At 27.6% G+C, this 22175-nt stretch carries 16 protein-coding genes; all 16 read right to left on the bottom strand.

Features of this window, described 5'->3' with window-relative positions:
- Positions 1–24: 24 nt before the first annotated feature.
- The gene (locus BN7997_RS03785; protein ID WP_074010956.1) at positions 25–1491 is read right to left on the bottom strand and encodes a polysaccharide biosynthesis protein; all 1467 of its coding nucleotides are present in this window, start codon (positions 1489–1491) and stop codon (positions 25–27) included.
- A gap of 144 nt (positions 1492–1635) precedes the next feature.
- A complete protein-coding gene (locus BN7997_RS03780) occupies positions 1636–2718 on the bottom strand; it encodes a glycosyltransferase (RefSeq protein ID WP_071119543.1) in 1083 nt (360 codons plus the stop codon).
- A 70-nt stretch (positions 2719–2788) separates the two neighbouring features.
- Complete coding sequence (locus BN7997_RS03775; protein WP_071119542.1) at positions 2789–4084, bottom strand: UDP-glucose dehydrogenase family protein; 1296 nt, start codon at positions 4082–4084, stop codon at positions 2789–2791.
- 28 nt (positions 4085–4112) lie between these two features.
- Positions 4113–4865, bottom strand: a complete 753-nt coding sequence (locus tag BN7997_RS03770) for a glycosyltransferase family 2 protein (protein WP_071119541.1) — start codon at positions 4863–4865, stop codon at positions 4113–4115.
- Positions 4866–5024: 159 nt separating this feature from the next.
- A complete protein-coding gene (locus tag BN7997_RS03765; protein WP_071119540.1) occupies positions 5025–5774 on the bottom strand; it encodes a glycosyltransferase family 2 protein in 750 nt (249 codons plus the stop codon).
- Positions 5775–5791: 17 nt separating this feature from the next.
- A complete protein-coding gene (locus BN7997_RS03760) occupies positions 5792–6973 on the bottom strand; it encodes a CDP-glycerol glycerophosphotransferase family protein (protein WP_071119539.1) in 1182 nt (393 codons plus the stop codon).
- 23 nt (positions 6974–6996) lie between these two features.
- On the bottom strand, positions 6997–7836 hold the full coding sequence (locus BN7997_RS03755; RefSeq protein ID WP_071119538.1) for a glycosyltransferase family 2 protein: 840 nt from the start codon (positions 7834–7836) through the stop codon (positions 6997–6999).
- Positions 7836–8990: a polysaccharide polymerase gene (locus BN7997_RS03750; RefSeq protein WP_071119537.1), complete on the bottom strand. Its 1155-nt coding sequence runs from the start codon at positions 8988–8990 to the stop codon at positions 7836–7838. Before BN7997_RS03750 ends, BN7997_RS03755 begins: the two co-directional genes overlap by 1 nt.
- Before the next feature lie 2 nt (positions 8991–8992).
- Complete coding sequence (locus tag BN7997_RS03745) at positions 8993–9727, bottom strand: glycosyltransferase (RefSeq protein WP_071119536.1); 735 nt, start codon at positions 9725–9727, stop codon at positions 8993–8995.
- A 62-nt stretch (positions 9728–9789) separates the two neighbouring features.
- Positions 9790–10824: a cell wall-binding repeat-containing protein gene (locus BN7997_RS03740; RefSeq protein WP_071119535.1), complete on the bottom strand. Its 1035-nt coding sequence runs from the start codon at positions 10822–10824 to the stop codon at positions 9790–9792.
- A 100-nt stretch (positions 10825–10924) separates the two neighbouring features.
- Entirely contained in the window at positions 10925–11590 is a 666-nt protein-coding gene (locus BN7997_RS03735) for a sugar transferase (protein WP_071119534.1), read from the bottom strand.
- 136 nt (positions 11591–11726) lie between these two features.
- Positions 11727–13721: an N-acetylmuramoyl-L-alanine amidase gene (locus BN7997_RS03730; RefSeq protein ID WP_071119533.1), complete on the bottom strand. Its 1995-nt coding sequence runs from the start codon at positions 13719–13721 to the stop codon at positions 11727–11729.
- Positions 13722–14058: 337 nt separating this feature from the next.
- Positions 14059–16401 carry a preprotein translocase subunit SecA gene (gene secA, locus BN7997_RS03725; RefSeq protein ID WP_071119532.1) on the bottom strand — a complete coding sequence of 781 codons (2343 nt, stop codon included), beginning with the start codon at positions 16399–16401 and terminating at the stop codon, positions 14059–14061.
- A 264-nt stretch (positions 16402–16665) separates the two neighbouring features.
- Entirely contained in the window at positions 16666–18108 is a 1443-nt protein-coding gene (locus tag BN7997_RS03720; protein WP_278335260.1) for a cell wall-binding repeat-containing protein, read from the bottom strand.
- Positions 18109–18116: 8 nt separating this feature from the next.
- Complete coding sequence (locus tag BN7997_RS16175; RefSeq protein ID WP_278335236.1) at positions 18117–18242, bottom strand: hypothetical protein; 126 nt, start codon at positions 18240–18242, stop codon at positions 18117–18119.
- A 341-nt stretch (positions 18243–18583) separates the two neighbouring features.
- Positions 18584–21883, bottom strand: a complete 3300-nt coding sequence (locus tag BN7997_RS03715; protein ID WP_071119530.1) for a cell wall-binding repeat-containing protein — start codon at positions 21881–21883, stop codon at positions 18584–18586.
- Positions 21884–22175: the final 292 nt, after the last annotated feature.

The raw sequence follows: 22175 nt of genomic DNA, 5'->3' as shown, positions 1-22175 counted from the left end.
AACTCCTCACTATATTTTTAATTATTATATTGCATTAGCCACCTCTGGGCTTATAAATGTCGGAACTAAATTTTTCATAGCTTGTTCCATAAGTTCATCCTCTTCTTCTAAAACTATATTCCTCAATTCTATTAGATACTTTTGTAAGTCATTTTTATCAAAATCTATTGGTCTGCCTATAAATATTTTCTTATGTTTAGTATCTAATAGCCCTTCTTCAGACATAAGAAGTTCTTCGTATAATTTTTCTCCTGGCCTAAGTCCTGTAAAAACTATTTTTATATCTACATCTGGTTCAAATCCACTTAGTCTTATTAGATTTTTAGCTAAATCTAATATTTTAACTGGTTCTCCCATATCAAGTACAAATATCTCTCCACCTTTTGCCATGCCACCTGCTTGGATAACAAGCCCTACAGCCTCTTCTATTGTCATAAAGTATCTTATTATATTAGGATGAGTTACTGTAACTGGACCTCCTTCTTCTATTTGTTTTTTAAATAAAGGTATCACACTTCCATTACTTCCTAATACATTTCCAAATCTTACAGCTACAAATTCTGTTTTACTTTCTTCATTTAAAGATTGAATTATCATTTCTGCAGCTCTTTTAGTTGCACCCATTACATTTGTAGGATTTACGGCTTTATCAGTAGATATCAATAAGAATCTTTTAACATTATATTTACTTGAAAGCATAGCCACATTCAAAGTTCCAAAAATATTATTTTTTATAGCTTCACCTGGACTATTTTCCATAAGTGGCACATGCTTATGTGCTGCAGCATGAAACACAACTTCAGGTCTATACTTATCAAATATTTTTTCCATCCTTTTCTGTTCTCTTATAGAAGCCACTACGGCAATCATTTTAATACTATCACCGTATTTTCTTATTAACTCTTGTTGTATAGAGTATAAATTATTCTCATAATTATCTAACATTATAAGTTTTTTTGGCCTTATATTCGCAATTTGTCTACAAAGTTCTGAACCTATAGATCCACCAGCACCTGTAACTAATATGGTGCTGTCTTGTATATAACTTCCCATTAAATTAAAATCTACTTCAATAGGCTCTCTTCCTAGCAAATCTTCTATATCTACATCTCTAACCTGCTTTATATCAACTTTCCCATCTATTATCTCATATATACCTGGAATAGTTTTTATTTTGCAATTAGTATTTTTACAAATATCTATTATTTCTTTTTTACCCTTTTTAGATATATTAGCTATAGAAAAAATAATTTCGTCTATTTTATACAGTTTTACTATTTTTAAAATACTATTTCTAGTACCTACGATATCTACTCCAGACACTTGATCCCCTATTCTCGTAATGTCATCATCTATAATGGCAACTGCTTTCTTATTTAATTGAGGATTTTTCTCTAGCTCCTTTACTACCATCTCCCCAGCACATCCAGCACCTATAATTAATACTCTAGATATATCAGTATTTTTAGTAGCTAGTTTTATATTTTTCATAATAAATCCCTCCAAATTACAAAATTAGCATAGCTCATTTCACTAAAAAGGCTTAGCCTGTACAACTACAAAAGTTTACTTTAGACTAAGCCTTTAATATTATATAATTATACCACTAATTCGACATAAGTGTTATATTTTCTTTTATTTATTTAAGATATTATTGTAAATTTTTGCTATATCACTAAAATTAAGATTAATTTCGTAATTGTCTCTCACAAATTTACGTCCTTCTTTACCCATTTTAATTCTTAAATCTTCATCTTCTATAAATTTCATTATTGCATTTTTTATTTCTTCTGGCTGTTTAGGCTCTACTATAAATCCTGTTTTATTATTATCTAAAGACTCTGGATGACCTCCAACATTAGTAACTATTACAGGTACTTCACAAGCTTGTGATTCTATAGCCGCAACCCCAAAACCTTCTCTTAACGATGGGAATACTGTAACATCAAAACTACAAAAAGTCTTAGCTACATTTTCAGGTGAAATTCTTCCTAAAAACTCAACTTCATTTTCTAAACCTAACTCTTTTGTTAAATTTACTAGGTTATCTAAGTCTTTACCAGAACCACCTATCTTAAGTAATATTTTTCTATCTAAATTTTCATCTTTTAAGAGTTTAAATGCTTTTAGAAGATATTCTATACCATATTTTTTTTCTAAACTTTTTATTATTCCTATAACAAAAGCATCTTCTTTTTCAACTTCTATAGGTTTAAATCTTTCCATATCTACTCCAAAGAATGTAACATCTACATTCTTTTTCGTATATTTATTGGCTTCCTTAGCCATATCTCTACTATTTGAGAATATATAATCTGCTTTTCTAAAGTTATGCTTTATAATCTGCTTTTGTATTGGTCCATTATTAGGGAAATCATATATATCTGTTCCCCATACTGATATAATGTATGGATGATATCCTAATAAACTTCCTATAAATCCATAACTACTCGCATATTGAGCATGTAATATATCTGGTTTTATTTCATGTACTAGTTTTTTTATTTCCTTAACATTTTTTATGTATCCAGTTTTTTTAAATGCACTTTCATTTCTTAATTCTTCAACATTACTACTAAAATCATGAACTGTAACCCCATCTATTTTTCCACCATTTAAAGATATTACATGAATATTGAAACCTTTATCTTTAAAATAATCACACCACTTAACAGTGTGAGGATTAGATCCATCTGCTAGATAACAAATAGTTTTCATAAATTTTACCTCTCTAATTTATTCTATATATTGTAAAATTAACTTTTTTCAAAAAATTATTCTATAAGGATTATCTCCCTATAGAATAATACTCTATACCTAAATCTTTCATAGTATCTAATGTATAACAGTTTCTTCCATCAAATACTAATGGTCTTTTCATTTTATTTTTATAATTTGATATATCATAATTTAAAATTTGTTTCCATTCAGTCATTATAAAGCAAATATCAGCATCTTTTATAGCTTCGTCTATACTAGTTGTATATGTTATACTATCTTTAAATATTTTCTTAGCATTTTCAATTCCAACAGGGTCATAAGCAACAACTTCTGCTCCTCTTTCTAATAAATACTGAATATTAGGTATAGAAGGAGCTTCTCTTAAATCATCCGTTTCTGGTTTAAAAGTAAGACCAAGAACACAAACCTTCATACCATCAAAGCTTTCTACTAAATTAGCAGCTTTTCTTACTAATCTAAGTTTTTGTGATTCATTAACTTCAATAGCTGCTTTTACAGTTTTTAACTCATATCCATTGTGACTTGCTAACCAGTGTAAGGCTTTAGTATCCTTTGGAAAACAAGATCCACCATATCCAATACCAGCTTTTAAAAACTTACTTCCTATTCTTTCATCATAGCTCATTCCCTTTGAAACATCTTCTATATTAGCTCCTACTATTTCACAAAGATTTGCTATATCATTCATAAAAGATATTTTAAGAGCTAAGAAATCATTTGATGCATATTTAATCATTTCTGCACTATTTCTATTAGTTACTACTATAGGTTGATTAAAAGGCTTATAAACTTTTTCTAAAATATTTTTTGCCCACTCACTTTCAACACCAATTACTATTCTTGATGCATTTAAAGTATCCATTACAGCTGTTCCTTGAGATAGAAATTCTGGATTTGATGCAAGTTCTATCCTTACATTATTTTTTAAATTTTCTCTTATAAATTTTTCTATAGCATCATTTGTTCCAATGGGAACAGTTGACTTTATAACTACTAATGTATCTTTTGTTACAGAACTTGCTATTTGTTTAGCTACTTTTTTTATGTAATCTAAGTTAGCTGATCCATCACTTCTTTCAGGAGTCCCTACTGCTATCATTATTATATCTGCATCTTTATATGCATCTTTATAATTAGTAGTATAATCAATTCTTCCCTTTTCATAGTTTTTCTTCATTAATTCTTCTAGATGCTCTTCATATATAGGAGAAACACCATCCTTCATAAGATCAACTTTTTGCTTGTCCACATCTAAACAAACAACATTTTCATGACCTACTTCTGCTAAACATACACCTGTTACTAAGCCTACATATCCCGTTCCAGCTATAGCAATTTTCATAACTCTCTCCTCCTAATATAAAATTTACTTATATTCTTTTCTTTATTGCATTAAAAACATAAAAACAAAATACATACGAACTTTTAAGTAAACCTAGTTTTTCTACATTTCTATAAGTATTCCAAGTTCTTTTTAGTGCTTTTATTTTATTACTAGATAATGATTCTCCTACAAGCCTATAATTAACCAAATCTTGTTCTATGCCATAGGCATACTTTTCTTTTCTTAATATTTGTAGCCAAGTTGCAGTATCTTGACCCCTTCTTACCAATGGCATTTCAAAATAGTCAACAATCTCTCTATCTATAACTACAGTAGAACATCCTATTATAGTATTTTTTAAAAGCCCATTATAATTAATTTTACTTGGAGCTTTTGCTATCTTATTAGTAAGCTCACCATTTTCTTTCATATATCTATATGAAGTAAATGTAAACCCTAAGTTTTCTTTTAACATATATTTTATTTGTATTTCTAACTTTTCAGGTTTCCAAATATCATCACTATCTACAAATGCAATAAAACGACCCTTTGCGTTTCTAATACCTTCATTTCTAGATACTGATGCACCAGAATTTTTTTTTAGTTTTATATATTTTATTCTATTATCATACTTTTGGAATTCTTTTATTATTTGAGCTGAATTATCTTTTGAACAATCATCTATTAATAAAATTTCCCAATTTTTATATGTTTGATTTTGTACTGACTTTATTGTGTCTGATAAAAACCTTTCTGCATTATAAACAGGCGTTATTATCGATACTAAAGGTTCATTCATAACTTATACTCTCCTTATACAGTAGTTATTGTTATCTATTTAAAATAACTACTTCTTAGATGACAATGAATACTTAGCTAATTTTATATAATTTTTAATTTATATATGAATTTATATCTATAGGATAAGTATTTAACTTAAAATAAAATTTATCAAGATTTAACTTTTTTTAATTCCATTTATACCATAATTAATGAAATAATATATAGATTTATATAATGGTATTTTTTCTACATTTCTATATATATTCCATGTCCACATAGCCGATTTTAATTTATTTCCACTAAGCGACGTTAAAGATTTTCTATATTGAGCTAAAACATCATCTATTCCATATGCTATGTATCCTCTTTTTAGTATAGATAGCCATAACACATAGTCTTCATGTCTAACACCACTCATCTTTATTTCAAAATCTAACTTCGATTTATCTATTATAACTGTTAAACATCCTAGTATATTTCCTTTTAATAATGTTTTATAATCTATACTTGGAACTACTCTTACTATTTTATCCAATCTTTTATTTTCTTCGTCTATTAATTCGTATGATGTAAAAGATATTGCGCAATCTTTTTCTTTCATAAAATTTATTTGCTTTTCTAATTTTTCTTTGTCCCATATATCATCACTATCTAAAAATGCTATATACTGACCATTAGCATTTTTTAGTGCTATATTTCTAGCATTAGATACTCCACCGTTTTTATCTGTTCTTATATATTTTATTCTGCTTTCACTACCTACATAAGATTTTACTATCTCAGGAGATATATCTGTAGAGCAATCATCAACTATTATCATTTCCCATTCTTTATAAGTTTGACTTAAAACAGAATCTATTGTATCTTTTATAAATTTTCCAGAATTATACATAGGAGTAATTATAGATACTAAATTTTTATTCATATTATTTTCCTCACTATTTATATATTATTTAACTTTTCTAATATAGTGTTATAAATCCTCTCACAGTTGTTATTATCATTATATCTGAAAAATTTATTTCTTGCATCTTCTTGATTTTGTTTAACTTTAAATTCACATTCTATTAATTTTACTAACTCATTTACTGCCTCATCTTTGTTATAGGCAACATAACCAAACATTTCTTTATCTAAATCAATATAAGAATCAACTTCATCTTTATATTTTTCCTTATCGAATTGATAAAAAAGTATAGGTCTATTCATATATAAAAAGTCTATTGCAACCCCTGAATAATCAGTTATATTAGCTATAGAAGATGTAATTTCATCTGCTACAGTAACATCTTTATCTAAAAATATTATCTTTTTACCAGTTATATTTGACTTTATATCATCTATAAACTCGTGCATTAAATGGTGCATATAAAACTTTATATTAACATCATTTTTTTCTAAAACATCATTTAATCTTTTATCATTTAAAAAATCCATTATATTTTTAAAGTACTCAGTTTGTGTAAATTCAGTATCTCCAAATTTAATCCAATCTCTCCAAGTAGGCATGTATAGAATGTTTTTTCCTTCTGGTTTAGTATCTAAAGGAAGATTATCTTGTCTAGCACTACCAACTATACATACCGCATCATCTCTCATTTTCCACTCGTTAACCATAATATCTCTTTCAAATTTTGATATGGCAGTCGTCATATTATAACTTTTCATTAAGTTATCAATCATCTTCTTTAATTTAGCATTCATAGGCTTTCTTTTCTTAAAACTTATTGCCCCATGATTTAAAAAGACTTTAAATACTCTTTTATGGAATTTATTTAAAACTGGAACAGCAAAATTATAAGGAGCTATATCTGCAGATGGAGCATGTGAAAATACTATAACCTTTGCATTATAATAATATAAATAATTTTTTAAACTTCCTTTTATTAAGGTCTTTCCAGGTATTTTATCTTTTACTTTACTATCCTTATTTATAACCCAGTAAATTTCTACATCCTTATGATTTCTTAATATATATTCATAAAGAAACTTAGAGTTATCGTCATATATATCTCCCGCATGTCCACCTATAAGCCAAATATTTCTATTCTTAAATTCTGATTTTTTAAATGGATAAATTATATATGATATTATCATATTTATTAATGCATTTATTTTACTCATAAGTACCGTCCTCGCTATATCATTTATAATTTATATTGTCTAAATCCTTCAATTCTTCCTTTTATTGTTGCATCATGATAATCCCTATCTTTATTTAAAACAATACCACCAATATTTCTAATTATTTTATATCCCATTACTTTTAAAAACTTATAGTTTTTTCTATAAACTATTTCTTTTTTACAAAGCGCTCCAAAACCTCTTCCATAATTAAAGTCTCTTTGATACTTTTCTTTTGACTTAGAGTGTTTCTTTGCTGGGTGATAAATTATATTTTCACCAAAGTATCTTCCCTTATATCCTTTGTTTAATAAGTCTAGTACATAATCTATTTCTTCTCCTGAGCCGTATTCGCCTCCAACACCTAATTTTTCATCAAACTTAGTGTAATTATCATTTTTAAAGTTTATGAAAAATGTTATTGATGTTAAAGTATCCATTATATTAGTACTTACTATATCACATTCTCCATCATACATTTTCTTAAAGTAATCTACTTTATTTAAATCCATAGTTTTACAACTATATAATCTATAATCTTTATTTTTTTCAAAAAAACTTGTAACTTTTTCTAATGTGTCATCTTCATAAATACAATCATCATCAGGGAATCCTATTATTTGTCCCTTAGCCATATCAATTCCAATATTTCTATTTAAACTTAAACCTGGTTTGTCACTTTTTACATATTTTATATCCATGTCATTCACATAGTTATCTACTATCTCTTTAACTTTATCATTGTTATTTTGATCTATTACTATTAATTCAAAGTTTTTATATGTTTGTCTTTTTAAACTGTCCATTAATAAATATATTTCATCATATCTATTTATTGTTGGCATTATCAGTGATACTAACATTATTTCTGTCTCCTTATAAATTTATATATATCAATTTCTCTTTTATCTCTCATTATAACGTCTTTAATTAAAAGCACCACAGCAAAGCTAAGTCCAGCTTCTAATAATAAATTTTCTGCAAAAGAATATATTAAGAATATAACTATTACAGTTAAATATGATTTTTTATCATCTTCTATAAATCCACCTATACCTTTATATAATAAGTACATAAATAGTACCCAAGTTAATAATCCTAGTACACAAATAATATATATATATGAACTATCTAAAGGATTTAAAGATTTGATAGTTGAGTCATAATGATTACCAAAAATACTTAAAAAGTTGCCTTCTTGAGCCAAATATACATTCCAATACTTAGGTCTACTAGCCAATAATCTATTAACCATGCTATTATTGTAGAAAAAGTATCCTGTAATTACGCTTATTGCAGATATTAGTATTGGAGATATTTTAGCAAGCAATTTTAAAGGCTTTATATTCTTTATATCTAAAAATCTTATTATCTCTACAAATATTAATCCTGCAAATATAGTATATCCTCCAGTTCTACTATAAGTGGTTTGGTATATGAAAAATGCTGAAGCAAATAATATAATTCTATCTATAAAATTGTACTTTTTAAATCTTAAGAATATATATGCTGAATATATAGTTACCATATAATAAAATATAGCATTAGGATTTCCTAATCCATAATCCATTCTTACAACAAGGGCATCTATTTTTTTCATATATCTGTAGTGAACCTCTTGATTATGTTCTAACCATGGAAAAACATTAAATATAATAAGTGCACCAACTAAAAATATTGCTGTCATTATCAAATAGTTTTTAACTATATATCTATCATCAATATTTTTTGCTGATACAGCTAATAATACAATTAGTAATATAGCACCTTCTCTATTGAGTAAATATAATATAAAGCAAATGCCTACTAAAATTATTTCTGAAACGCTTTTCTTACTATCAGTTATAAACAGTATTAAAAGTCCTAGAATCGAACCATAAAATAAAAGTGATTTTACTAAACCTATATCTATACTAGGATTAATAAAAGATATCAAATATTTTCTAGTTATTATTAATAACAAAATAAATGTAAAAGCTATTTTTCTTATATCTATTTTTTTTGATAAACTATTCATAATTAACCTCTTTTCTTAAAGGTTATAAGTGTATTTCCTGCAAATATTTTAGCACATTTAATAATCTTATTTTTTCCACTTAAATGTTTAGTTTCAAGGAAATAGTCTCTCTTTTTAGCCCAACTTTTTCCCCACCAATGAATACCATAAGTATTTTCTGTTATACATTCTGGATAAAATTCTTCTCTATAACTAAATGGATAAAAATATTCTCTATCATATACTGTTATATTATCTTCATAATGATTTTTATCTATTTTCTCAAAGTTATTTTCTACTATATGTGTTATTAATTTTGGTATTGTATAAAAATCTGCACTTAATATATCACTTTCATAAAAATCTAACATTTGCTTAAACAACCTATGACCTTTTTTTGCACCAATTATACCTGCACTTATATGTTTTTCATCCTCATAACCAAAAAATACATCCTGTCCTTTTAAAATAGGACTTATATCTTTTAATATTTGCATATCAGTATCCATATAAATTCCGCCCTCTTCATAAAGAACTTTTACTCTTATATAGTCTGAGATAAACGCCCATAATTTCTTTTGATAACAAACTTCCAAAAACTTTTTACCTTTTATTTCCTCTTCGATATCTACGTTATGCTCATTCCATTCTATAATTTCATAATCAGGTAATTTTTCCCTCCAAGAATTTATGCATATATTTTCTAAGTTTCCTTTAGGTCCACCTATCCATACATAATGAATTTTTTTAGGTATCAAATATATCACTCCTTTAATATTATAAATTTTATATTTTTATCATTTTCTTCTATTATAATTATTTAAGACTTAATTCCTCGAATAATAATAATTATAATTACAGCTACCATTATCATAGCTTTAAAAAATGCATCACTTTTAAATGTATTTAAAACACTATATTCCCCTACTTTTTCTCCTACTTCAATTACATTTTCCACATTTTCTTTGATAAATTCTTCTTGATTATAAGTTAAATTCTCATTACAAATCAATATAGGAACATTTTGATGTGCAGCAGCTGCTGGTAATGATAAATACTTTGTTATATCTCCGTTATTTCCATATTCTATATTTACAGTATAAATACTATTTATATCATTGTATAATTTTTTAATATCATTTATATTTGTATCGTATCTATTCATTTCTTTTATTAATTCGACATTGTTTATATACTGCTTTGCATTATGAGTAAATCTTTCATCATTTCCTAATGCATAAACCTTTTTATAGTTTTGTTTATTTACAAAATTAGCAATATCTTGTATTTGATTATCATTCGACCATAATATAGGCATATTATTTTTACACGCTAAATCAGATATGGATATAGCATTTTCTATTCCAGCTAAAGAGCTAATAACTATCGCTTCTGATACTTTTTCCTCTTTATCCATTATTTTAGCTATTTTTTGAGAAGTTTCATATCTATCATTTCCATAAATTCTCTCTACCTCAATTTCCATACCTTGTATTTTATTTTCTATTGTTTTAGAAACACTTTTCAAACCACCAATTATAGTTACCTTTTTAACACCTAAATCTTTTAAATAATCTATAGTATCTTGGTTAATATTTTTATATGAAGTCGTTATAATAGGAGCTTTTTTTAAATATGCCAGCGGTGTTACACTTATAGCATCAATACTCGCATTTTCATTTATAAGTATAACCTCATCTGCCTTTTTAAAAGCTCGCTTATTTATAATTGTTGATATTTCACCATTAGTCCCCTTTATAAATTCTTTTTTATAATTTTCATTAGCATATACACTTATTGACAATGTAACCATTGTAAATAAAGCTAATAAAACATACGCAAGTTTTTTTATCATATCTAATCATATCCTTTTATTTTTATTTTGCAATATCCTATAAAAAAAGGCTCTTTTTAAAAGAGCCTCTTTATAGGTTAATAATCTAATATTTTTAAAATTATCTAGCTCCATGTCCTGTTAATACTACCTTAACAGTTTTTAAGATTATCTTAAAATCTAGTAATATACTTCTATTCTCAATATAGTATATATCTTCTACGAGCTTTTCTTGAGGAGTAATATCATATCCTCCATTTATTTGCGCCCAACCTGTAAGTCCCGGCTTTACTGCTAACCTATTTATAAATCCTGGTATTTCTTCATTAAACTCCTGTGTAAATTCCGGCCTTTCAGGTCTTGGCCCTATAATACTCATATCTCCCTTTAATATATTAAATAACTGTGGGATCTCATCAATTCTAGTTTTCCTAATAAACTTCCCAACTTTTGTAATTCTAGGGTCATTTTTTTCTGCCCATTGAGCACCAAATTTTTCAGCATCAGTTCTCATTGATCTTAGCTTATAAATATAAAATCTTTTTCCACCTTTGCCTAATCTTTCCTGTTTATAAGTTATCGGTCCATTATCTTCTAATTTAATAAGAATTCCAAATATAGCTATTAAAGGTATCCCTACTAAAAGCCCTACTACTGATAATACTATGTCTAAAACTCTTTGATAAACATCAAATAATACATTGCCTCGTACATTACTATAATCAATGTTGTTTACATAAGATGGGTCATCCATAACAACGCATCCTCCTGTTGCATATTCAGACATAATAACCTCCATTTTGGAATAAATTTTATCATTTTATGATTTATGGTTATATTATACTCAAAAAATAATATATTATCAATACAATTAATGCCATGTGAAATTTAATATTCTATTTTTTACAAATTTAATAAATAATTTATTTTAAAGTTTTTTCTATACCTTTACCTATTTGTGTACCTAATAATTTTCTTTTTTCAATAGTGTTAACAAGCTTTTGATCTTCTTCATTATCTATAAAAGATGATTCTATTATTATAGCTGGAGCATTAACTTCTCTTATCATATGATAATAATCAGTTACACCATCATCACCTACTCTAGTTTTTATACCTCTATTTGGAAGATTAAATTTTTCTAATACACTATTTAATACATTTGATGCTAGTGTTTTACTAGTTCCACCATTTCTATCTTTATACTTGTAAAATGCTTCTATTCCTCTAGCGACAGTGTTATAAGAGTTAAAATGAACACTTACAAGTAAGTCTGGATTAATAGAGTTTGATAAACTACTTCTTTCTGCTAAAGATAATTTCTGATTACTTGGTAAATCTGTTTCTCTAGTTAACACTACATTTATATTATTTTTTCTTAAATATTCAGCTGTAGCTAATGAAGTATCTAAAGTATAGTCTTTTTCTTTTATGCTTTGGTCAACTTTATTTACTGCTCCTGGATCTGCTCCACCATGACCTGGATCTATTACTACAGTTTTATCTCCTGAATTATGCATTGATAACTTATATGCTATTTTAGATAAAACATCATCACTTAAAGCTCCACCTATTTGATATATTACATTAGCTGACTTTTGTGTTAAGTTATCTTCATGATACTCAGATAATTTATCTGTTGGAGTTATAAGTATTGGAGAATTTAACTTAGCTGCTAATGGTCCTGCTATTAAAGCATCTGCTAACTTATCTGATCTAGCTACTAATACTGCATCTAAATCACTTTTAGTATAAAACTTTTCTATAACTTTTGCATTAGTTTCATGTCTATCAGCACCATAAACTCTATTATGGTATATACTTCCACTAGCTGGCTTAGCTATGTCTGCCATTTTATGAATAATTTCAGTATCTAAAGTATCTGGTCCACCTATAAAATAAGCATTTGTTAAACTTTCTGATTTCATCCAAGAGTAAGTTTCTGTTGGTATAGTACTTTTATTAGTTAGTATTATAGGTTGTTTATCTTGCCCTGCTTTAGCCGCTATTGTAAGAGCATCTATATCTCCTTTAAATCCATTTGATATAAATACAGTATTTACATCATGATCCTTATCTATTTTTTCAGCTATCCTTAATGATGTTTCATTTCTGTCATTCCCCCAAATACGGCTCATTTTAGCATTTGTATTTGATTTTATAGTGTTGTATACAGAGTCAGATATAGTATTTACTCCACCTACTACTATTATTTCCTCTGGTCTTAAACGTTTTAATTCTTCATTTATAGCTTGTGGTAATGTATCCTTTTTTACTATAAGTAAAGGAGCTTCATAAGTTGCAGCCAAAGGTGTTGCAGATATTCCATCAGCAATTATATCCCCATTTACTATAACTACCTTTTTACTACCATTTGGCCATCCTTTTTTACTTACAGCTACTGCAGTATCATATTCTGTGTTTCCAGCAAGTTTTTCAACTGGTGCTGATACCTTTTTTAGATAGTTTGCAGGTGCTACAGCATTACTTAAGATATACTCTTGAGTTATTTTATAATCATCTACATTTACACCTAATTCTTTTAATTTATTTTTATCTAAAGTTTGTGCATTTTCATCACTATTTACTACTATATTTTCAATTGTCCATACATTTAAATATTCTGGATCTATATCAAATTTTATCTCACCTTCATATCTGTTATTTTCAGGATTGTAGTTTAGAGTTGTGCTAAGTTTTTCATCATAGCATGAAAGATTTAATATTATATTATTTGCACTTTGCTTTTCTTTAAAGCTTATACTTACTTTTGATGTATCCCCTAATATTACGCTGTTTTTTTCTAGCTCTATATTAATATTTGAATTTTCATTATTGCCAACTGCAAAGGCTAAACTTGGAACTGATAAAGTTGCCGATATTAACCCAGAAGTTAACATTTTTGTCCTTTTTCTCATAATATTCCTCCTATTTTTACTCATTAATATCTATTATAACATAATAAGATAATTTATGGGACATATTACAGAACTTAAATGCCAAATTATACATGTAAAATTTGTTATCTATGTAATTAAACTACTTTAAATTTTTTTATACTTTAACGATATATACTCTCGACTTTTAAAAAAAATTATAGTATAATATTTGTAGGAAGAAAGAAATTTCTAACATCTCTTTTTTCCGTATTTCTCACAATAAAGGTCATAGATTTTATCTATGACCTTTCTCACATTTAAATTAATTTTTCTCTAATTTTCATAATAAAAAAAGTAGGCGTAATCGCCTACTTTTTTAATTAAATTTATATAAGTATTTTACTGTTTCTAATCTTATAGTTCTATTTAATTCCTCAAACATATCATAACCTTGTATAGTATATTCCTTAACAGGATCCTTTTGACCTATAGCTGAAAGTCCTATACATTGTCTTAATTGATCCATAGCATCTATGTGATCTATCCAATGAGAATCAACTACTTCAAGTAAAACTCTTCTTTCAAGTTCTTTAACCTTATCTATTCCAGATATAATCTTTTTAAAGTCATATACCCTTTTAGATAAGTCATAAGTATAGTCTATAGTTTCTTCTACACTCATTTTGTCCATACCCGGTATTATAAGAGATTCCTTTGGCATAAAGCTACTATGAATACTATTTAAGAATCCATAATAATCCTTATTTTTTCTTAAATACTTTTCAGCAGTTTCTGCTATTATATCTTTAACCATTTTTTGTATTTCTTCTTCTAAATCTTCATTATTTAATACTTTATTTCTTTCAGCATAAATAACTTTTCTTTGCTCATTTATTATATCATCATATTTTATAACATTTTTTCTTATCTCAAAGTTTTTACCTTCTATACCTCTTTGAGCTCTTTCTATGGCCTTAGCTAATTGCTTACTTTCTAATGCTTCATCTTCACTTGGATTCATTTTTTTCATAAGCTTTTCTATGCTATTTCCACCATATAGCTTTATAACTTCATCTTCTAAACTAACAAAGAATCTTGAAGTACCAGGATCTCCTTGACGTCCTGAACGCCCTCTTAATTGATTATCTATTCTTCTTGTTTCATGTCTTTCTGTTCCTATAACATAAAGACCACCAAGTTCTTTAACCTTTTCCTCTTCTTTTTTATCTCCCGCTCCTAAAGATATATCCGTACCACGACCAGCCATGTTAGTAGCTATAGTTACAGCACCTAACTTACCAGCATTTTTAACTATTTCAGCTTCTTTTTCATGATTTTTAGCATTTAATACTTCATGTGCTATTCCTTTTTTCTTAAGTAGTTCAGATAAATACTCTGACTTATCTATAGAAACAGTACCTACTAACACAGGTTGTCCTGTTTTATTTATCCTTATAATTTCATCTACAACTGCATTGTACTTAGCTTTTTCAGTTTTAAATACTAAATCATTTAAATCAGCTCTAAGTATTGGCTTATTAGTAGGAATAGTTACAACATTCATATTATATGTTGATTCAAATTCACTTTCTTCAGTTTTAGCAGTACCAGTCATTCCTGATAACTTAGAGTACATTCTAAAGAAGTTTTGGAATGTTACTGTAGCTAAAGTTTTAGATTCTCTTTTTATTTCAACTTTTTCCTTAGCCTCTATTGCTTGATGAAGACCATCAGAGTATCTTCTACCATCCATTATTCTTCCTGTGAATTCATCAACTATCATAATTTCATTATCTTTAACTACATAATCTACATCTTTGTCCATTAACTTATGAGCTCTTAAAGCTTGGTTAATATGATGATATATTTCTATATTATCTATATGTGTTAAATTCTCTATTCCAAAGAAAGATTCTGATTTTGACATACCTTCTTCAGTAAGAGATATTACATTATCTTTTTCATCTATTTCATAATCTTCTTCATTTAAGCTTTTTACAAAAGCATCTGCTATATCATATAATTTAGTACTTTCATCTCCAGTACCAGAAATTATTAAAGGAGTTCTAGCTTCATCTATAAGTATTGAGTCAACCTCATCAACTATAGCAAAGTTTAACTCTCTTTGTACCTTATCTTCATTTTTAGTTACCATGTTATCTCTTAAATAATCAAATCCATACTCATTATTAGTTCCATATGTTATATCACAATCGTATTGAGCCTTTCTTACTGCTGGATCTTGATTAGCAAGAATCACCCCAACACTCATACCTAAAAACTCATATACAGGCCTCATAATTTCTTTATCACGATTTGCAAGATAGTCATTAACAGTTATAACATGTACTCCTTTACCTGCTAATGCATTTAAATAAACAGGCGCTACTGCAACTAATGTTTTACCTTCACCAGTTCTCATTTCTGCTATTTTACCTTGATGAAGTACAATCCCACCTATTAATTGTACTCTATATTGACGCATCCCTAAAACTCTTCTTGATGCTTCTCTACAAACAGCAAAAGCTTCTATTAATATATCATCTAATGTTTCACCTTTATTTAATCTATCTTTAAATACATTAGTCATATTTTTTAATTCATCATCACTTAGTTTTTGAGTCTTTTCTTCAAGAGCGTCTATGGCATCTACTATTTTGTTCAGTACTTTTATTTCATTTTCGTCTGATTTACTCAATATTCGGTCTAAAACTGACATAATCTGCCCCCTTATATTATAATACACTTATTAAAACTTATATTTTATTATATCATATATATATTCTTTTTTCTCAATTTACTTATATTTTTAATACATATGAAAAGAATAGTATATATATTTTGTTTTTATATAGACATATTTAATTAATTAATATATAATATAAATACTTGAAAAATTTAAAACATCTCTTTTTCAAGTATTTCTCACATTAAAGAGGACTGATTTTATCAGTCCTCTTTTACATTTCCAATTTAAATATTATTATTTTAATTTATATACTATATTTCCATCTTCATCCCAAACTTTTTGGTCAAGTATCTGTCCATCCTTGTTTATTATAGTTTCTATATAGCATACATACATATAATCAAAATATCCTTTTGATTTTACCATTAGATTATCTCCATTAGGTTCTATTAAAACATTGAAAGGTGAATATTCAAAATCTCCAAAAGATATTGTAGTTTCCCACAATACATCTCCTGCTTTATTGTATTTAACTGATTTAGGTTCAGGCTTATCTTCAGTATAGATATTGTAAGAAGAATAAGCTACTATAAAATTACCATCATTTAAATCATATACATCCTCTAGATATGTTACATATATATCCTTCCCTATATCTGTGAAATATTCATCCTTTATTTTATCTTGCCAGATTATGTTTCCATTTTTATCCTTGTAAGTTATATTAATCCAACCAATTGCTCCTATATCTACTAAAACTTCATCCTCAAAAGAACAATAATAATCATAACAATTTTCAAATTCTATAATTGATCCATCACCATATTCTATAGTATCAACTAACTCTATCGTATCCCTAATAAGCCATTTTATGTCATCAAATGGTCCTTCATTATATCCTCCCCCTATTCTAGTAAGCTCTTTTGGTCTATGATTTTCTACAAAATCTTTTTGAGATTCACTTAAAGTATAAATATTATCATTCCCTGTAGCTATTATTACTGGAGATTCAGTCTTTGCAGCTAATGGACTTACAGATAATGCATCTATTAAGTCGCTCTCTTTTCCAGTTCCATCTTTAGCTACATATATATTATTTAATTCTTTTCCAGAATAAAACTCACTTATTACCTTTGCATTTGTATCCTTTCTGTTTTGTCCACCTAATCTTTTTACATCTAAGTTTTTAGATTTTAATATATTTTCAACATTTGAAGATACTGCTGCTTCTTTACCTACAATATAGGCTTTTTCAATATCTTTAGTTATAAAACTTTCTATACCACTTATATCATTTCCATTTGTATATAATATAGCTCTTCCATCCCTCGCTGACGGTGGTGCTATACTTGTAGCATCTGCTAATCCTTTTACTCCATTTACTATAGATATTTCTTTAACTGGATTAATTTCATTTAATGCATATGCTATATTTAATGATATTTCATATCTATCTTTTCCACCTATTCTATCTGTATAATATCCCTTTGATTCTAATTCTCTTTCAACTTTATTAGATATTACACCTTCCCCACCTATTAATATAATATCTTGTGCACCTAATCTATTTATCTCTTCATAAACTTCATTTGGTATATTATCTTTATTTATTAATAATATAGGACACTCATAAGCATTAGCTAATGGTGCAACACATAGTGCATCTGGTAATGATGTAGCATTCACTAATATTACAGAAGAAACCTTTTCTTTAAATCCTTCTTTTGATATTTTTATTGCTGTGTCTACCTATCTTTTCCTATTATTTCTTTTACTTTTACAGGGGCAAATGTATTTGCAACTTCTTGGTTTATTGTAGTTTCATTTTCAAATACTTTAGCATCAACAGGAAGTATTTGTGCTGTAGTCAATAATATAGATAATATTGCTACGCTATAATTATTCCTTTTTTTCTTTTAATCATAATATGATACCCCCTTATAATTTTATATAGTATATAAAAACCTTCCTTTTAAATCGTAACATATTATTTATTTTTAATCTGTCATAACCTGTTTTAATATCCATTATTTTTTAGTCAATTTATATTTTAAAATTAAATATATACTATTGATTATCTATATTTTTACTTATAATTTTCTACAAAAAAAGAACACCTATTAAGATGTTCTTTTTTATAATTTAAGTATCTATTATATATTTTTGAATACTTTAAGTTCACATTATTATAAGATACCTTCTATATATTAAATTATTTTGCAGTATTTTCTAAAACTACTTCTTGAGTTTCATCTCCCATTTTAACTATAACTTTAACTTTAGCTACTGTTTTAGGATCTAAATCTTTACTGTATAAAGTTGTTGAATATCTAACTCCAGCCTTTAACTCATTTGAGTAATTTGCTGCAGCGCCAATTCCAAGTCCCTTACCATATTTGTTTTTATCAGCATCATTTAAATATCCTGCCCAAGTTTTATCCTTTGACCATATTTTACCGTTTGATGTTATTACTTTATCATTTTCATCTAAGTACTGTATTGTTATATTATCCTTTGTACTTAATCCTATATTCATATCATCATTAGGTTTTATACCTAGGTTTATATTTGATGTAGAGAAACTTGAATCAATTTCAAATAATTTAAATTCATCACTCATATTATTTTCTCTGAAGCTACATCCTAAGTCTTTAGTATCAACAAAGTTAACTACATCATATTTAAGTAATTCTGTATCATTTGCTCTACTTCCACCTATAAACCATCCTAATAACTTATTGTTTTTACCACTTATTTTTACAGTTGATTTGTCTACAAAACAATCTTTTACTGTTATACCTTTTTGCACTGTTTCCCCTACTATTCCTCCAGCAAATGGTAATATTGCTTTTGGTATTGATAATGCTCTAGCTTCTATTGAAGTATTTCCAGTCACTTCACAGTTTTCAAATACTATGTTAGCATCATTAGCTGAACCAGCTACACCACCAACTTTTCTTTCACCACTTAAAGTTACATTACTTACTTTAACATTGCTTACTGTACGCTTTGAAGCTAAGTATCCTATAGCACCACCAACATTATCACCATTAAGTGACTCTGTCTTTGCTGTTATTACTGCTTCATCTACGCTACTGTCTTTTATGTCAACATATCCGTATCCAACAATTCCTGCTACGTCCTTTTTCTTTGCAGTTAAGTTAACATTTTTCACATGACAATTTTCAATTATCTCTTCTCTAGTACCTGAAGTACCTTCATCAAATATACTTCCTACTAATGAACCTATTCTTTGGTTACCTAGTATATTTACTCCATCTAATGTAACATTTTTTACATTTATTCCACTGTTTGTATATCCAAATAAACCTAAATCTGAACCATCTGCTTTGTTTATGCTTAAGTTCTTTATAGTATAGCTTCCTCCATCAAAACTTCCTCTAAAGTGCTTTGATGATGTTCCTATTGGCGTCCATTCTTTGTTATTTAAATCTATGTTATTCATTAATTCTATTGATATATTAGTATTTCCTTCATTTACAAAATCTGAAATCCAAGCTAATTCATCTGGAGAACTTACTTCATAAATACCATCTTTATTAGGTTTTACTTCTGTTTTTGTAGTTCCATTCCATACATTTAATACAAATGATTTTGAGGTAGAAGTTGTAGAACCTACAGTAACTTTAACAGTATAAGTACCATTTGCAACATTACTAAAAGTATAATTAAGTTGCCCTTCCAAAATATCAGCATTTTCTTGAGATTTAATAACAGTTGTTCCCTGTAATAACTCTACTTTAGCAACGTTATTAGAACCATAATTTTTAATATTTGCTGTAACCGTTACAGTATCAGAAGAAGTATTTACACTTATATCACTAATACTTGGAGTTTGAACAATTCCTCCACCTGAAGAACCTCCTCCATTTGATGGTGGGTTAACCGTTCCGCCTCCAGTATTATCTATACTTGGCTTATTACTTCCTGAAACATTTCCAACAGTACCACTATTTTCAACACTAACATTAGGTGCATTAGATTCAACCTTATCAACCTTACCAGCGTTTTCTATAATAGTACCACTAGCATTTTCACTAACCTCAACCTTATTTACATGAGAACCTTCTGTAACACTAACTGCTGCATCTTTACCATTTACAGTTATAGTGTTTATATTACCAGCAACCTCAACACTAGCTCCTGCCTCTACAGTAATATTAGGCTTAGAAGTACCTTCATTACTTACAGTAACATCTCCACCTTCTAATATATTAACAGCTTCAACACTTCCGTTTATAACTAAATCTCCACCTTTAATATCTATACTAGTATGAGCTCCATTTGCTGCAACTGTTCCACTTGTAACATTAACAACTACAGACTTTCCGCTTGTATTATTTAAATTTATCTTAACTGCATTCTTAGATGCTATTTCTACTTTTTTAGTTCTAGAATTATCATTTAAACCTTCAACATTGATAACGTCATTTGCATCAGCCTTAGCTAAAGCATCATTTAATTCTTTAACAGTTGTAACATTATACGTAGTAACTGCTTGCATAGTTTTTAACTCACCAAAAGCAGTTTCGTTACCATTTCCTCCAATTTGAGTAACAGTTTTAAAGTTCTTAGTATTAGTTACATCCTTTTGCATTTGATTTAACTTATTTCCAACTATTATAACTGGAGAATCATTTTTAGCTGCTAAAACTCCAACTGCTAATGCATCTATAAGATGATCTTCTTTACCCATACCATCTTTAGCTACATAAGCATTATCTAATTCTTTTTCAGTATAGAAAGCTTCTAAAACTTTAGCATTAGTTTCATTTCTATCCATACCATTTATTCTTTTAGCATTAGGTAATTTTCCTAAAACTTCATTAGATACAGTGTTCGGTCCACCTATTACATAAGAAGTTTTTATATCCTCTTTGTTTATAAATTCATCACTTGCTTTAGTACCTTCCTTTGAGTTTGAAAGTATTATCGCCATATCTTTATCTGCTGCAACAGCTGCTATACTTACTGCATCAGCAAGTCCTTTAGTTCCATTTACAACTGCTATTTCAGATATATCTTTTATTTTATCTAATCTTTCAGCTATTGCTAGTGCTGTAAGTTCTCTTGTAGCACCTTGTATTCTATCTATTTCTATATTTTGAGTTTTTAACTCAGTTTCTATATTTTTAGTTAATGTATTTTCTCCACCTATTACATATACTTTTTTAACTCCAAGTCTCTTTAACTCTTCTTTTGTTTTTTCATTTAACTTGTCTTTTCCTGTTAAAAGTATTGGTGCATCTTCAGCCTCTGCAAATGGTGTTGCAGCAAGTGCATCTGCTATTGAACTATCATTTACAATTACTGCCTTATCTGATTTGCTCCATCCTTTTTTACTAACTTCTATAGCTGTTTCCCATCTTCCAGCTCCAACTAACTTATCTTCAGATACTGATTTTATAGTATCTGCATACCCTAAATTTCCTGCACTTGATGCAACCAATGTCACTGCTAAAAGTGCTGCTATTTTCTTTGGTAATTTCATTTGATGCCTCCCACGAATGTTGTCTAAATTAAAATTTGCATAAAAATAAGCTAATATTAAAACTACAAACAATAATAATCATCATTATCACTATTTCTACATAGTATTAGCCAATTGAAGTACTAACTCCATTAAAATATTTTTTATGTAAAATATTTATATTATTTTTATATAACTTGTTGTACTATCTAAATATTTTTATAGTAAGCTATTTATATTTGATAAATAACTTTACAGCAAATTATAATTTTATTATAGATTCCATTTTTATCATAAACAACAAATTTCGCCC

Source organism: Romboutsia timonensis, assembly GCF_900106845.1.
In the GTDB taxonomy this organism is placed as follows: domain Bacteria; phylum Bacillota; class Clostridia; order Peptostreptococcales; family Peptostreptococcaceae; genus Romboutsia; species Romboutsia timonensis.
The sequence above is the reverse complement of the archived record's forward strand: the minus strand, read 5'-3'. Positions and strand labels throughout refer to the sequence as shown.

Bases quoted from the DNA above. Each gene is read 5' to 3' on its own strand.
- BN7997_RS03755 (WP_071119538.1), bottom strand. From the start codon at position 7,836: ATGTTAGTATCACTGATAATGCCAACAATAAATAGATATGATGAAATA.
- BN7997_RS03735 (WP_071119534.1), bottom strand. From the start codon at position 11,590: ATGTCTGAATATGCAACAGGAGGATGCGTTGTTATGGATGACCCATCT.
- BN7997_RS03785 (WP_074010956.1), bottom strand. From the start codon at position 1,491: ATGAAAAATATAAAACTAGCTACTAAAAATACTGATATATCTAGAGTA.
- secA (WP_071119532.1), bottom strand. From the start codon at position 16,401: ATGTCAGTTTTAGACCGAATATTGAGTAAATCAGACGAAAATGAAATA.
- BN7997_RS03740 (WP_071119535.1), bottom strand. From the start codon at position 10,824: ATGATAAAAAAACTTGCGTATGTTTTATTAGCTTTATTTACAATGGTT.
- BN7997_RS03715 (WP_071119530.1), bottom strand. From the start codon at position 21,883: ATGAAATTACCAAAGAAAATAGCAGCACTTTTAGCAGTGACATTGGTT.
- BN7997_RS03770 (WP_071119541.1), bottom strand. From the start codon at position 4,865: ATGAATGAACCTTTAGTATCGATAATAACGCCTGTTTATAATGCAGAA.
- BN7997_RS03765 (WP_071119540.1), bottom strand. From the start codon at position 5,774: ATGAATAAAAATTTAGTATCTATAATTACTCCTATGTATAATTCTGGA.
- BN7997_RS03775 (WP_071119542.1), bottom strand. From the start codon at position 4,084: ATGAAAATTGCTATAGCTGGAACGGGATATGTAGGCTTAGTAACAGGT.
- BN7997_RS03730 (WP_071119533.1), bottom strand. From the start codon at position 13,721: ATGAGAAAAAGGACAAAAATGTTAACTTCTGGGTTAATATCGGCAACT.
- BN7997_RS03750 (WP_071119537.1), bottom strand. From the start codon at position 8,990: ATGAATAGTTTATCAAAAAAAATAGATATAAGAAAAATAGCTTTTACA.
- BN7997_RS03760 (WP_071119539.1), bottom strand. From the start codon at position 6,973: ATGAGTAAAATAAATGCATTAATAAATATGATAATATCATATATAATT.
- BN7997_RS03780 (WP_071119543.1), bottom strand. From the start codon at position 2,718: ATGAAAACTATTTGTTATCTAGCAGATGGATCTAATCCTCACACTGTT.